Source organism: Enterococcus infantis (assembly GCF_049166715.1).
GTDB lineage: Bacteria > Bacillota > Bacilli > Lactobacillales > Enterococcaceae > Enterococcus_C > Enterococcus_C leclercqii.
Genome location: NZ_JBMHFB010000004.1, coordinates 191,849 through 206,128, shown reverse-complemented (window position 1 = coordinate 206,128; position 14,280 = coordinate 191,849). Strand labels below are relative to the sequence as shown.

At 42.1% G+C, this 14,280-nt stretch carries 11 protein-coding genes; 4 read left to right on the top strand and 7 right to left on the bottom strand.

Translation table 11 applies throughout. From position 1 onward, the window contains the following. Positions 1-140: 140 nt before the first annotated feature. Entirely contained in the window at positions 141-683 is a 543-nt protein-coding gene (gene lepB, locus ACOMA8_RS06310) for a signal peptidase I (protein ID WP_161900663.1), read from the bottom strand. Between the two features lie 386 nt (positions 684-1,069). On the opposite strand from lepB, the gene ACOMA8_RS06305 reads away from it, so the two are divergent. Then, on the top strand, positions 1,070-1,666 hold the full coding sequence (locus tag ACOMA8_RS06305; RefSeq protein ID WP_161900664.1) for a nitroreductase family protein: 597 nt from the start codon (positions 1,070-1,072) through the stop codon (positions 1,664-1,666). Between the two features lie 192 nt (positions 1,667-1,858). Here the strand turns inward: ACOMA8_RS06305 and ACOMA8_RS06300 are convergent, their stop codons facing one another. Both ACOMA8_RS06300 and ACOMA8_RS06295 read right to left on the bottom strand, forming a co-directional pair. After that, a complete protein-coding gene (locus ACOMA8_RS06300) occupies positions 1,859-2,305 on the bottom strand; it encodes an NUDIX domain-containing protein (protein WP_421369398.1) in 447 nt (148 codons plus the stop codon). 499 nt (positions 2,306-2,804) lie between these two features. Then, on the bottom strand, positions 2,805-3,290 hold the full coding sequence (locus ACOMA8_RS06295) for a hypothetical protein (RefSeq protein WP_421369396.1): 486 nt from the start codon (positions 3,288-3,290) through the stop codon (positions 2,805-2,807). Between the two features lie 172 nt (positions 3,291-3,462). Here ACOMA8_RS06295 and ACOMA8_RS06290 point away from each other — a divergent pair, with 172 nt between their 5' ends. The 3 genes from ACOMA8_RS06290 (at position 3,463) to ACOMA8_RS06280 (ending at position 5,376) form a co-directional block, all read left to right on the top strand. After that, entirely contained in the window at positions 3,463-3,984 is a 522-nt protein-coding gene (locus ACOMA8_RS06290) for a DUF308 domain-containing protein (RefSeq protein WP_161900667.1), read from the top strand. Between the two features lie 511 nt (positions 3,985-4,495). After that, positions 4,496-4,924, top strand: coding sequence for a hypothetical protein (locus tag ACOMA8_RS06285; protein ID WP_161900668.1), 429 nt, complete (start codon positions 4,496-4,498; stop codon positions 4,922-4,924). Between the two features lie 194 nt (positions 4,925-5,118). Beyond that, positions 5,119-5,376 carry a hypothetical protein gene (locus tag ACOMA8_RS06280; RefSeq protein ID WP_161900669.1) on the top strand — a complete coding sequence of 86 codons (258 nt, stop codon included), beginning with the start codon at positions 5,119-5,121 and terminating at the stop codon, positions 5,374-5,376. 332 nt (positions 5,377-5,708) lie between these two features. Here the strand turns inward: ACOMA8_RS06280 and nifJ are convergent, their stop codons facing one another. The 4 genes from nifJ to xdh all read right to left on the bottom strand — a co-directional run bounded on the left by nifJ (position 5,709) and on the right by xdh (position 13,969). Continuing rightward, positions 5,709-9,239 (bottom strand): pyruvate:ferredoxin (flavodoxin) oxidoreductase, encoded by a 3,531-nt coding sequence (nifJ, locus tag ACOMA8_RS06275; protein WP_161900670.1) that lies wholly within the window; start codon positions 9,237-9,239, stop codon positions 5,709-5,711. Positions 9,240-9,946: 707 nt separating this feature from the next. Beyond that, positions 9,947-10,396 carry a flavodoxin gene (locus ACOMA8_RS06270; RefSeq protein ID WP_161900671.1) on the bottom strand — a complete coding sequence of 150 codons (450 nt, stop codon included), beginning with the start codon at positions 10,394-10,396 and terminating at the stop codon, positions 9,947-9,949. Between the two features lie 264 nt (positions 10,397-10,660). Continuing rightward, positions 10,661-11,230 carry a nucleotidyltransferase family protein gene (locus ACOMA8_RS06265; protein WP_161900672.1) on the bottom strand — a complete coding sequence of 190 codons (570 nt, stop codon included), beginning with the start codon at positions 11,228-11,230 and terminating at the stop codon, positions 10,661-10,663. A 165-nt stretch (positions 11,231-11,395) separates the two neighbouring features. Then, complete coding sequence (xdh, locus tag ACOMA8_RS06260; protein WP_421369392.1) at positions 11,396-13,969, bottom strand: selenium-dependent xanthine dehydrogenase; 2,574 nt, start codon at positions 13,967-13,969, stop codon at positions 11,396-11,398. Positions 13,970-14,280 lie beyond the last annotated feature (311 nt).

The following is a 14,280-nucleotide window of genomic DNA, read 5'->3' as shown; positions in this document are numbered from 1 at the left end:
ATAGTTACTCTTGAAAATAACTAGCCAAAAACTATACGCCTCCTCAACAAAGCAAATAAATACGAAAGAACCAGCAGTAAAACACTGCTGGTTCTTTCGTATTTTCTTATTTATTTAGGCTGATTGTTGCCTTTTCACCGTCACTCTTTGATAAAACCGAACTGCTGTAAAGGCCAGAAGATAAACTTTACATCTCCTACAATATCTTTTTCCTTGATAAACCCAATCGAGCGAGAGTCTTTTGAAATCCGCCGATTGTCCCCCATAACCAAGATCTCGCCTTCCGAGAGTTTACCGAAAGAAAACGAGGTTTCTTGATGTGGACCCAACGTCAACGGTAATCCATCTGTCACCTGTTTTTCATAACGATCAAGATAAGGTTCTATGATCTTTTTCCCATCAATGTACAAAACACCTTCCCGATATTCTACTACTTCTCCCGGCAAACCGATCACTCGTTTAATATAATTTTTCCCCTCTTCATCCGGCGCGGGAAAAGTCACAATGTCAAACCGTTTGACATCGGTATTTAGTAGCGCAATCACCCGTTCACCATCCTGCAAAGTCGGGTCCATCGAATCCCCCTTCACAATCACCGGAGTAAAAACAAAGTGGCGCAGCAACCACAAAACAGCAAATAAAGCTGCTAAGTATAGAGCTGTTCTCAGCCATTCTTTTTTCATATGCGCCGCTTCCTTTCTGATAAACTGCTTCTGATTCAAGTGTACCACAGGGAAAACAAGGGGCAAAAAATTAGCATTCAGCGGAGTACCAAGATTTCGAGAAGTAGTTTTAACACTTCCTTACTACCCTTGATAAAAGCGAGAAAAATTTATGGATTATCGAAGAAGACAGGGGCATCGATTAATCATGTTTGTGAAATAGTTTTCCCTTTTTATAGGAGGAGTCTAGCTGTTAGGTAATAATTAAAGCTCTTGGTTTGTCCTTTGGAAATCTCCTCATTCAAATTTCTTTCAAAAACTTGAGCAAATTATTTTACTTACTTTTGGTTAGCATATATACTCACTCTTGTAGCAAAGAAAAAACAAAAAAAGGGAGTTTTTATACTATGACAGAATTTATGGATGCAATCAAAAACCGCCGTTCCATCTACGCTTTGGGTCGGAACGTTGAAATTTCAGAAACAGAAATTGAAAACTTGATCAAAGACGCTGTTAAATATAGCCCAACAGCTTTTAATGCCCAATCACCACGGGTTGTCGTATTGTTTGGTGAAGCCCATGAAAAATTGTGGGAACTGACTGAAGCAGCTTTGAAACCATTGACACCGGCAGAAGCATTCCCTGGTACACAAGCTAAACTGGCTGGCTTTAAAGCTGGTTTGGGTACTGTTTTATTCTTCAAACACACCGACACTATTAAAACTCTGCAAGAACAATTTGCTTTGTATGCCGACAATTTCCCAGATTGGTCTGAACAATCTAATGGTATCGCAACTGCTAACGCTTGGGTTGCATTGGAAGACGCTGGCTTAGGCGCTAACTTGCAACACTATAACCCAGTAATCGATGAAGCTGTTGCCAAAGAGTGGGATATTCCTGCAAACTGGAAGCTTCGTTCACAGTTGGTATTCGGTTCTAAAGAAGCTGAAGCTGCTGAAAAAGAATTTATGCCAGAAGAAGATCGTTTCCGCGTTATTCGCTAATTACTGATTTATTCTGAGCTGGAATATTTTTGAAATAATAGCAAAAAACCATGAAGTGAACGATTTCTCGTCACTTCATGGTTTTTTGTCATACAGTACTATAAAAAGAACTGATTTTCCTTAGTATCTCATCGAGAAATCAAACTTTTAAACTGCAACAATTGCATCCGTTAGAGGGATACTCCAACTAATTTAATCCACATAATCAAATAACTTAAGATCCACTGCATCTATATAGCCGATATTCTTCTTTAAATCCCACAGTTGAATTTCAGAGGTTTCACTATTTTCCATAAACGGCTGAAGTTCTAAAAGCGTACCAAAATAAACAGGATTATATTTAATTTCGCCATTCATTAGGTTCTTTGACTTTAATAAGCCTTTGAATTCTAAATTAGAAATCCGTTGACCAGTTTCTTCGTAAAGCTCTCTGATTGCACATTCCCTGGGCGTTTCATCCTCCTCTCTGTGACCCGCTGGCAATTCCCATTGCTCTCTTAACGTATTGTAGCATAAGAGATATTTACATTCGGACTTTATTACTGCATAGGAACCAGCCAGCCGGTGATATTCAAACATTTCAACCTCTTTTACAACAAGAAAATCAAGAAATTCAAAGCCATTATTTTTGGTAAACATTCTTACCCCACCTATCGATACAATTTTTTAATAATTTACGTTTCAAAAATATCTACATTTAACGCATCAAAAGTACCATCAGCTTTAATAAAAACAAGAGTGGGTATGTAATTCTCACAAAACGCTTCCTCAGATTTTTATAACTGAATGCAGTGGGTTAATTATATCACCAGAAACAGTAAGCGCATACACATTCCGGAATCATCTTCTCTTATCTATTTACATTATCTTGATTAATCGTTACTCCTAGTCAACCTTTGCATGTTATTCGATATGTTGTAGTATTCCAACATATCAATACTAGTCATTCAAAAAGCAAAAATTGTTTTATATTATATACGCGTTAGACAAAAGCTTAAATAGTTGCAGACATTTAAAGTCATTTGATGTCTAAAGCAGTAAAATTACATCGTAAAACAACAAATTCCAATAAAAAAGAACCTCTTTAAAAAAAATCCGCAGAGGTTCTTTTATCGATTGCTCATGTATCTTTTCTAAGTTAATGATCGTCAGGGTGTTGTTCCAAAAGAACATCAATAGGCGTTCCTTTTGGCAGATGTTCTGTCAAAAATAAGACAACCTCTTCAACCGGCGCCTCAAAAATCAGCAATGGGCCCCGCATACCTAAACGAAAAAAATTCATTTTAGTTTTGTCCCCACTGAAAAGCAGCACGACTCGGCCAACTTCCTCATAGGGAATCCCTCTAAGATCCATGGCATTACTGACAATACGATCCTTTGCGAGGCCTCTGGAGTCAAACAAGAAACTCAAAATAAAGAATGCGGCTACCACTCCTCGCACCTGATCTTCCAGCGTTTTAGCATCGCTCAAAGACAGCAGCAGTGCACCAACTGCCAAAAAAGGAACGGCAGTGACAAATGTGCTTCGCCGCTTTGAGATAAACACAATGTCTCGTCGAACTAATAAAAGATAGAGGTACAAAACCACCAGCATCACCACTAACAACAAAGTAAATCCGCTCATGGGCCATCCCTCCTTTTGATTGCTTCTCCTTCAAAGATACTGTATCCCTCTTAATTTGACAACCATTGCCTACCAAGGAGCGTTTTTAGACTATCAAAAGCTTATGGATTCAAATTTAACTGCCTATCCGCTACAATAAAGACACAAAGTTGGAACATCTGGAGGAATCACTATGGATAATTTTATGAAAAAAATGGCACAATACGACCTGCTGCGTGGGGTCGTACTTGGCCTATTGGGAATAATCGTACTTTGGAAGCCGGGGATGATCTTCAATGGAATCGTTTATATCATCGCCGTCTATTTCGCATTTATGGGAATCTTGAACCTGTATACAGTTATCAGAGAAAAAGCTGCTTTTGCCGGTGCCTATGCTTCAGGAATTTTTCTGCTATTGGCTGCTTTAGCTGTCATAGTTTTAGCCAAACCAATTGTGTCTTTTATTCCATTACTTTTGGGCCTGTTCGTACTTATTGGCGGAATTCGACAATTGTTACAAGAGATTCAACTTCATCGCCAAGGATCTGCTCGCATCGGTTGGCTGGTCTTCAGTATTTTATTAATGGCTGCCGGTGCCTTACTCGTTTTCAATCCTTTTGAAAGTGTATTATTGATGTTCCGTATTTTTGGTGGAATTTTAGTTGCTACTGCCATTGCAGCAATCATCAGCTATTTTCAACAAAAAAATATGTAGTACTTGCTGTTTTTCAAATGGGAATGTGACATAAGTAATATCCCTAAATAGCGTATGTCTAACCACAATGAATAAAAATGTGCGGATGAGGAAAATTGGTGACACTCTTTATATCTTAGTTCGAAGAGAGAACATTCCCATACCTGGAAAGAGAAAAAGTGAATGAGGCTGATTTCGCTTGATTTCATCATGGACAGTCAGCATTTGACATTTTTAACAATAAAAAGCCGACAATCTTCCGATGATTTAAGGAGGATGGTCGGCTTTGGGAGTCTCACATTTGGTAGTGTTCACTTCAGCAGACGGTAACTCAGCTATTGTCTCATCCCTTTTTGCTTAGCTTAAACTGACTGTAAGGCTTGAATAATCACTTTTTGTGCCTGTTTTACTCAACGATATAAAATACCATGTGTATGACTTGACATTTTCTTAATCTTACACTTTCACACATTGTTTTTTCCCTTGGAACCGGCTATACTGAGTGTAATATTAAAAGAAAGTTGGTGTGCCCATGGCCGCTGGAAACTCACAAGAATTGCCAGTCATTTTAATTCGTGACCATGAAGGCAATGTCATCGAAAAAATTTCGGTTAAAGAATGGATGCGCAGAAAAGCACTCCCACAAAATGAAAATTTCGAGATTAAGCTCTATCGGGAAGCCTTGAATTATTACGCAATCGAAGAGTTGGATAAAGCAGAGGATTTGCTTTTGTATTTGTGTGAGCTCTCTGACTATACTCACTATGAATATGTTGAACGAATCGCCAACTTATATCGTCGCCAAAACCGTCCGGACAAGGAGCGTTGCGTTTTGCTCTTTGCTTACCGCAAGTTGCGTCATGACCCAATTGCCAGTCGAATTGATCGTCGCTTAGAAAAACTGGACCGGGCCTTTCTACCTAAGACAAAGTTCCTCAATCAAGCTTTTATCGGAAACTGACTGGTTACTCCCGTCAGTTTTTTTGTGCCAGCTCCAAAATCCATGCGACCGGCATGGCCTTCATTTGCATCTTTTGTCCGGGCGTTTTGCTTTCCGAAAAAAGAGCCTCGTGCTACACTTTAATTGCGTTACATTGCAATCTTTCGACTTTTTGTCGGGGAAATTTTTCAGATACTCTGAAGGAGGAAGCAAAAATGAACAAAGATGAATTGATTCAAAAGGTAAAAGACCTGATCGGTGAAGGCAACATCGAAACTGCCCAGAAGTTTGTAGAAGCGCATAAGGATGAACTCGGTGATTTTGCAGAAAAAGCCAAGGATATGATCACAAACTTTAATCCTGACGAGTTTTCCGAAAAAGCAAAGCAGACATTTGGTGACGCAAAAGATGCCGCAAATGCGGATGGAATCGTAGACAAAATCAAGGATCTCTTCGGTAAAGAAAACAAATAATTTATCTCAAAAAAACCGGCTGTCAAAAGACAAGCCGGTTTTTTCATCCACAAAACAGTGCTTTTTTCATACACTGCTTTGTGACCGTAATGAGGTGTGGTCAATACTGATGGGAATCTTGTGATCTTAATTCAACAAGATCACGGTCATCATGCCGAAATAGCCAAGTTGCCTCAGCTGTCGTGATGCCCTTTATTCAAATCAGTCGCCGCTATTCGGTCAGGAGCGATCAAAAACCGATAGCGGCAGACGGATCTGCAAGTGATTGAGGGAATTTCAGAAAGCCTCTAGGTCTGAAGGTTTGAAGATTAACAGCAAAGGCCTTCAAAAATTTATTTTCCCTTTTTCATACCTGCCATTTCGGAATAAGTTTCCGAACGGCGTTCCATTGCTTCAACAGTGGCATCAAACATCTCTTCCACTAGCTCTGGATCTTTTTTGACGTTATTCAGCGCAGAAAAACGTGTCTGTTTCAACAAAAGATCTGGAATTCGATCAAAATCAGCTTTTTTGAAGTCTAAACGGAATGGATCTTTACCTTTTTCTGCCAGCCGTGGATCAAAGCGATACAATTGCCAGTAACCGGACTCAACAGCCTCCCGAGCTTCATACAGAGAATTAGCCATACCACCTTTTAAGCCATGAGTGATACAAGGAGTATAACCGATAATCAGTGATGGTCCAGGATAGTTTTCCGCTTCTGTAATGGCTTTGATTGCTTGTGTTGGATTGGCTTCCATTGAGATTTGTGCGACGTAGACATTGCCATAAGTCACCGCCATCATCCCCAGATCTTTTTTGGAAGTTTTTTTACCGCCGGCTGCAAATTTTGCGATTGCCGACGTTGGTGTTGCTTTACTCATCTGCCCCCCGGTATTGGCATAGACTTCGTTGTCCATAACAAAGATATTGATGTCTTCACCGGATGCCAAAACATGGTCAATCCCGCCAAAACCAATATCATATGCCCAACCGTCGCCACCAAGAATCCATTGACTCGGTTTAGCAAAGAGGTTGCGATCAGACAGAATTTCCTGCAATAGCGAATCAGATTCGGTCGCCAGTGCTGCCGCCAGTTTGGCAGCTCGTTGTTGTGTGCCATCCCCTGCTTCAAAATGATCCAACCAATCCTGCAACAATGCCCGAGTATCTTCAGTTCCCAGATTTGCCGACAAGGCAGCCGTAACCCGATCAGCGACCCGTTGACGACGCACATTGTTAGCCATGTACATCCCAAAACCATATTCGGCATTGTCTTCAAATAGCGAGTTAGACCAAGCTGGTCCTTGTCCCAAATCGTTAGTAGTATACGGTGAAACTGGCGCAGAAGCCCCCCAGATAGAAGAGCAGCCGGTGGTATTGGCAATCATCATTCGGTCGCCATACAGCTGTGTCAATAATTTGATATAAGGTGTTTCCCCACAACCCGCACAAGCTCCGGAAAATTCCAATAATGGCTTTTCAAATTGAGAGCCGCGAACGGATTCTTTTTTCAGCGGATTTTCTTTATGCCGCAATGTCATAGCAAAAGCCCAATTAACAGCTTCTTCTTGCTGCGTATCATAGTCTTTCATCACCAATGCATTGGCTGGGCAAGCTTCCACACAAAGACCGCAACCCGTACAATCTTCCAGGGATACTTGGATCCGATATTTCAGACCATCTTTTCCCTTAAAGTCCCGAACAATAAAGCCTTCTGGTGCCTGTGCCATTTCTTCTTCATCTGCTAAAAATGGTCGAATGGACGCATGAGGACAGACAAATGAACATTCATTACACATGGTGCAGACTTCTGGAAGCCATTCTGGAACTTGTAAAGCGATGCCGCGTTTTTCATATGCTGCTGTTCCTAACGGCATCCGTCCGCCTAACATTCCATTTTCAATCAAATCACCCACCGACAAATCATCGCCTTCTTGTCTTGCAATGGGATCTAAAATGTTACGTACAAACGCTGGCCGATCTTTTGGCGCAGCCTCAGTTACTGGTTCCAAGTCCGCCCATTCAGCAGGAACTTCGACTTTACGCAAGTGTTCGAAGGTTTGGTCAATTGATGCCCAGTTGCGTTCCACGATTTCCTTGGATTTTTTCAAATACGTCTTTTCAATTTCTCCTTTGAGCAACGGCAAGAAAGTATCTCGATTCATAATGTCAGTAACCTCAAAGAAAGCCGCTGACATCACGGTGTTGATTCGTCGTCCTAAACCATTATTCATGGCGATATGCATAGCATCGATAATATAAAATTCATTGTGATGTTGTGCCAGATAACGTTTCAAATTAGTTGGTAAATGTTTTTTCACCTGTTCTTCGTCCCAAACAGTGTTCAACAAGAAGGTGCCACCATCCCGCAGCCCTTTTACCAAATCATATTGGTGGAGATAAGCAGCGTTGTGGCAGCCAATAAAGTCGGCATTTTCCACAAGATACGTCGAATCAATCGCCTCATGACCAAAGCGTAAATGAGAAACAGTCAACCCACCAGACTTTTTGGAGTCATAGGAGAAATATGCCTGGGCATACATATCAGTGTTATCCCCGATAATCTTGATGGCTTGCTTATTAGCCCCCACGGTCCCGTCAGAACCAAAGCCCCAGAATTTTGCTTGGAAAGTCCCAGGTTTTGTGAGATCCAAAACTTTTGTTTGGGGTAAACTCAAGAAGGTAACATCATCTTTGATCCCGATGGTAAAGCGCTGTTTCAATTGTTCTTCCGGCAGCAATAAATGATCGTAGACACCGACAATCTGATCAGGCGTCACGTCTTTTGAAGCAATCCCGTAGCGACCACCAATAATCACTGGCCGATTTGGATGGCGATACAAGATGCTTTGAACATCCAAAAGCAGCGGTTCGCCGTCAGCTCCAGGTTCTTTGGTCCGATCCAAAACAGCAATACGTTCGACAGAAGCTGGCAGCTTCGCCAAAATATCATCGGCTGGGAACGGGCGATACAAATGCAGGTTGATATGACCAACTTTGCGACCTTTTTCATTCAGATAATCTACTGCCTGACGAATTGTCGGTGTTGCCGAACCCATCGAAACAATCACTTCCGTCGCATCTGGTGCACCGTAGTAAGTCGTCAAATCATACGCAGTTCCCCGCAATGCATTGATTTTATCCATATATTTTTTTACGATGGCCGGCATTCGATCATAGTATTGATTCACCGTTTCTCGTGATTGGAAGTAGATGTCTGGATTTTGGGCAGTCCCGGAAATGTGCGGATCATTTGGATTCATGGCACGATTACGGAAATCTTGGAGGCCTTTTTGATCTACCATGTCTTTCAAATCGTCATAATCCAAAACTTCAATTTTTTGCAATTCATGGGACGTACGGAAACCGTCAAAGAAATTCACAAATGGCAAGCTGCCTTCAATGGCTGCCAAATGAGCCACTGCTGACAGATCCATAACCTCTTGCACACCGGTTTCTGCCAACATACAAAAGCCGGTTTGCCGCGTTGCCATCACATCGCTATGGTCACCAAAAATACTCAATGCATTGGTTGCTACCGCCCGAGCAGCTACATGGAAGACACTTGGCAACAGCTCACCAGCGATTTTATACATATTTGGAATCATCAACAGCAATCCTTGAGAAGCAGTGTATGTCGTCGTCAGAGCACCGGTTTTCAGTGATCCGTGAACCGCTCCTGCTGCTCCGGCTTCAGATTGCATCTCAACAACTTTGACCTTTTCACCGAAGATATTTTTCTGGCCTTTTTCCGCCCATTCATCCACGACTTCTGCCATGGTAGAACTTGGTGTGATGGGATAAATCGCCGCCACTTCGGTAAATGCATATGAAATATATGCAGCAGCTGTATTTCCATCCATTGTTTTCATTTTCTTCATCTGTCTAAACTTCTTTCTGTTCTGATCTGCATTTCCTCATTGATACACATGCTTCACATACCATCCTCAATGTTTCAACCAGGTAGCCGCATGTATCGTCAACCCTACTCAATATCAGTCTCCAGTAGATACTGATTACTGGCAACCAACAATTCCCCGAATAAATGACAATCCTTGCCTGAAACTTTAACTCTAACTTGCTCCCCAAGAAAACGACATCTCTGGCGACATTGCCCCCCGCTTATTTAGTCGCAACAAACATAGAAAACATCATTTCCAACAGACACACCAATGCCCCTATATGGTTGCCTGTTTTTGTTTCAAAATTTTGTTGTTTCAAATGTTTTTTATATTCTTTTCCCCGTTGTTCTTTCCACCGTCATTACAAACAACTTAACACTATTTTCAAAAGTTTTTATGCAGCTTATTTTATCCCTAACACACTCAAGAACTGCTTCCTGCCTCGTATAACTTCTTAATGAAAAGATCTAAGTAGTAATCCCCACATCACTACCTATCAGTCAGACAGTGCCACACTTTTGATGCAGAAGCCTTTCCCAAAAGTTGCCATAACGTCTTGTATAGTATTCAGTAAGCTTTAAGTCCTGCATCCCCGATTATTAGCAGAACTAATCTTTGTAACTACCTACTCGTAAAACCACGAATCCTCTCGTAGAAACACTTTTGATGCTTACAAAAACAGAGGGTTAGTCAACTGCTGCGATTAATTCCTTGACAAAAGCAGCGAGAACTTCTTCGTCTTCATCATCGGCATCATTTTCGATTTTCACGGTAGCTGCGCCTTTTTTTGCACCGGCTTTTTCGAAAGCTTCGGCAAAATCATCGGCGGCTTTACAGAAATAATCAGGATATAGTTCGCTGTCGCCGCTACCGACTACACCAAATACTTTACCTGACAAGTCAGCTTCCGGTAGTTCATCAAAGAAATCTTCAAAATCAAAAGGCAATTCACCATCATTATAAGTATAAGTTGCAACCACACAGATATCCGCATCTTCGAAAATATCGGTATCCGCATCATCAGCCTCCAGTCGTTCCACATCAATTCCGGCTTCTTCAAAGTTTTTTTCTAAGATTTCTGCGATTCCTTCTGTATTTCCGGTCATACTTGCATAAACGATTTTTGCTGCTGTCATACTTGTTCATCCTTCCATCTTCTAATTATTGTAAGCGCCCGCTCTTCTATAAAAAAACAAGAATAACGTACGTTTTAACCACTATCACTATAACACTTTGTGAACGCTATCTCAATATTTTTAAGGATAAAAAAATATTTTTCTGATTTTTTCTTTTCATCGCTTCCCTATGAATGTATCGGCGAAGTTTTACTAAAAAATAAGAGACCGAATCCAATGATTCGGCCTCTAGACAGTTACGACAGTGCGGCTTGGATGACATGCTTATTCAAATTCCAGTTCCCAAGATTGCGGGTCAATTTTCTTTTCAACGGCAACCATCTGTTGGAGTTGCTGATAGTCCTCCGGTGTGTCGACATCCATCAGCAATTGATCTGCTTTTGAAAGAGTGACCCAAGCTTCCGGATGCGCATCACGAACCGTACGACCGCCATTGTCGCCGTTGACACGTAACAATTCATCAAAAAAATCACTGCCAAAATAAATCGGCGTCGACGGTTGCTTGTTTCTAGTAGGAAAAACAATGTTGCTCTTTTCTCCATTGCGAATGATATTCATCAACAAGTCTCTCGTTAGTAGTGGCTGATCCGCAGTCAAAAAGAGAACGCCGTCGCCTTGCACTTGTGCAGTTCCAAACCGGACACTCGCACTTTGGCCTCGTTCAGAAGCATTGTTTTCAATTACGGTAAAGCTGCGGGGCACTTTGATTTTTGCCAGATCTTCTGGCTTGATAACCAAAACCACCCTACCAAATCCCACCGAACGTACCAAATCCATCGTTCGTTCCAAGAAGGTTTGCTCTTGCCAAGTTAAAAACAGTTTGTTTTGCTTCATCCGCAAAGAATGTCCACTAGCCATAATCACTGCACTGATATTCGCCTTTTTCGTTTCAGCTCACCTCCTTTAACCCTTAGCAGCCAGATCAATCGTTGTACTCGAAAAAGATCCCGCCACTTGCTTGTTGACCGGGAGTTCTGCTACCCCCGGTCAGAGCGAACATTATTTCCGTCGTTTTTGATACGGCGTTTCATCAATCGGCAGTGTTGGTCGCAGCTTTCCATCAAAGGCCATGTAAGCTGCGGCAATTGCCGGAGCTGTCGGAATTGTCGCCAACTCACCTACACCTTTAACACCATATGCCAAGCCCTCGTGGATTCCTTCAGACTGGACAAATCTAATATCCATCGGCGGTACCTTGGTAGCATCAATCAGGCCAAGTGTCGCATATTTGGCTTTGACATAGCCGTCTTCTAGTGCAAAGTTTTCAGTTAATGCATAGCCCATCCCCATGACGATTCCGCCTTCAATCTGGCCTTCACATGCTCGAGGATTGACAACTTGTCCCACATCGTAAGCAGCTGTGATTTTCTCCAATTTCCCTTTTTCGTCGAGAATTACGACTTCTGCTGCATAACCGTAGCCGGCATGGCTGACAGGATTCTTTTTGTCATTTACTAATGGATCAGTTTTTGCAGAATACTCGCCGTAATACTCATTGCCTTCTAGATCCGCCATAGCATAGCCCATATCCAAATCTACCCGCAATTGTTTGCAGGCACGGCGACAAGCCTCCCCTGTAAAGAGTGACTGGCGGGAAGCTGTTGTCGTCCCAGAGTTTGGTGTCCGACGTGTGTCCGGTGCTTCGGCAATAATCATTTCCGGTGGCAGGTTCAACGTTTCGCAAGCAATTTGAGTAGTAACGGTAGCCATTCCTTGTCCAATACAAGCCGCACTGGTTCGAACATGAATTTTTCCTTCTTCGACCGATACAATACAGCGACCGACATCTGGCAACCCAACACCGATCCCGCTGTTTTTGAAGAAGCATGAGATCCCAGCAGTTTCCGCATTCTCGTAATCTTCTTTCACACTCAAGAGGGCTTCTTTTAAAGCAGCATTGGTAGAAACCAGCTGACCATTCGGCAAAGCATCGCCATGTCCAACAGCATTTCGCCAACGAATCTCCCATTGTGAAATTCCTACTTTTTCAGCCAAGAGGTTCAAATTATTTTCAATAGCAAAGGCCGTTTGACAGACACCAAAGCCACGGAATGCTCCACATGGCGGATTGTTGGTATAAACTGCAAAGCCTTCGATATCAATGTCTTGATATTTATAAGGTCCCGCAGCATGGGTGCACGCCCTTTGTAAAACAGGTCCCCCCAAAGACGCGTAAGCCCCCGTATCCGCATAAATTACTGCTTTCATCGCAGTCAGGTTGCCTTCTTCGTCGCAGCCAGTGGTGAAATCCATTTCCATGCCATGACGTTTCGGGTGAATCATTAATGATTCTTGACGGCTGAAGAGAACTTTCACTGGTTTTTGTAGCAGATAGGCAGCCAAAGACGCATGATGCTGAACACTCATGTCTTCCTTACCACCAAATCCACCGCCGACTAACTTAGCCTGAACGTGAACCAGCTCTTTTTCTATTCCTAACATCCGTGCGACTTCTCGCTGTTCATCATAGATACTTTGACCTGCACTAAACAACAAGATTCCATCACCTTCTGGTTGGGCAATGGCACATTCCGGTTCCATAAAGGCGTGCTCATTAATTGGTACCGAGTAATGCTCCGTGACTACATACTTAGAAGCCGCCAATTTTTCAGCCACATTTCCCCGAACCAAATGTTCGTGACTCAAGAGATTGCCTCGTTCATGAAGTTGCGGTGCATCTTCTGCCAATCCGGCTTCACAGCTTAAAACAGGTGGCAACTCTTCGTAATCGATTTCAATCAATTCTTTGATTTCAGACAAGCTTTCCTTTGTACGAGAGACAACCAGACAGATAGCATCTCCAACATAGCGGGTAATCTCACCTTCTGAAATCATGACGTCCCAATCGGAAATGAATTCCAAATGACCAATTTTGTTGTTTCCCGGAACGTCTGCAGCAGTAAATACTGCTTCACAATCAGGATGGGTCAATGCTTTTTCCTTGTTGATTTTTAAGACTCTTGCTCGAGGATATGCGCTACGGACTGCACTAGCATATAACATGCCATCCACAACGATATCATCTACGTACAACCCAGTCCCCAGCGTTTTTTCCACGGCGTCTACCCGTTTCATATCTTCACCCAACTTGCCGCTGGAATGTTCTTCTGGGATTGGCGTTTCTTCATTCAGCATTTGAGCTGCCAATTTGATACCTTCAATAATTTTCACATAGCCCGTGCAACGGCAGATATTGCTACGGACACCTTTGCGGATATCCTCTTCAGTAGGATCTGGTTTCTTTTCCAAGAGTCCCATCGCCGATACCACGAAACCGGGAATGCAGTAGCCGCACTGCACTGCCCCGCTTTTTGCGAAAGCGTAAGCGAAGACATCTTTTTGTCGTTGGCTCATGCCCTCGACAGTCGTAACATCTTTGCCATCGACTTTTGCTAATGTAAACAAGCAGCTTTTGGAAGCCTTTCCATTAATTAGCACAGTACAAGCGCCGCAAGCCCCTTGATCGCAGCCATCTTTTGTGCCGGTCAAACGCAGGTCGTCCCGCAAAAAATGCATCAGCTTTTTATCTTCCTGAGCGGTTACCGGTTGACCATTTACGGTAAATGAATACATTCAGTACACCTCGATATCCAGTTTTTTTCTCTTCACATTTTTTATTATATCATCTAAAAATTATTTTGGAGTACAAATTTTATTTTTTTGATAGCGTTTTTATATTTTTTCTTACAAGCTGTATTCACTGCTTTTTTTCACAATAAGAATAGGATGATAACGTTGTTTTTCGCTCTGCATTTCACGAGATAACGAAAATAAAAAAACACCATTTTTTCTCATCATTTTTTTATTTTATTTCAAAAAAGCCGAATCCTTAGGCAACACCTGTCTAACAACACAAAGAGAAGCGTTGTTAAACAGATATTGTC

Excerpts from the sequence above, each read along its gene's own strand:
- lepB (WP_161900663.1), bottom strand. The coding sequence starts at position 683 with ATGAAAAAAGAATGGCTGAGAACAGCTCTATACTTAGCAGCTTTATTT.
- ACOMA8_RS06305 (WP_161900664.1), top strand. The coding sequence starts at position 1,070 with ATGACAGAATTTATGGATGCAATCAAAAACCGCCGTTCCATCTACGCT.
- ACOMA8_RS06300 (WP_421369398.1), bottom strand. The coding sequence starts at position 2,305 with ATGTTTACCAAAAATAATGGCTTTGAATTTCTTGATTTTCTTGTTGTA.
- ACOMA8_RS06295 (WP_421369396.1), bottom strand. The coding sequence starts at position 3,290 with ATGAGCGGATTTACTTTGTTGTTAGTGGTGATGCTGGTGGTTTTGTAC.
- ACOMA8_RS06290 (WP_161900667.1), top strand. The coding sequence starts at position 3,463 with ATGGATAATTTTATGAAAAAAATGGCACAATACGACCTGCTGCGTGGG.
- ACOMA8_RS06285 (WP_161900668.1), top strand. The coding sequence starts at position 4,496 with ATGGCCGCTGGAAACTCACAAGAATTGCCAGTCATTTTAATTCGTGAC.
- ACOMA8_RS06280 (WP_161900669.1), top strand. The coding sequence starts at position 5,119 with ATGAACAAAGATGAATTGATTCAAAAGGTAAAAGACCTGATCGGTGAA.
- nifJ (WP_161900670.1), bottom strand. The coding sequence starts at position 9,239 with ATGAAGAAAATGAAAACAATGGATGGAAATACAGCTGCTGCATATATT.
- ACOMA8_RS06270 (WP_161900671.1), bottom strand. The coding sequence starts at position 10,396 with ATGACAGCAGCAAAAATCGTTTATGCAAGTATGACCGGAAATACAGAA.
- ACOMA8_RS06265 (WP_161900672.1), bottom strand. The coding sequence starts at position 11,230 with ATGAAGCAAAACAAACTGTTTTTAACTTGGCAAGAGCAAACCTTCTTG.
- xdh (WP_421369392.1), bottom strand. The coding sequence starts at position 13,969 with ATGTATTCATTTACCGTAAATGGTCAACCGGTAACCGCTCAGGAAGAT.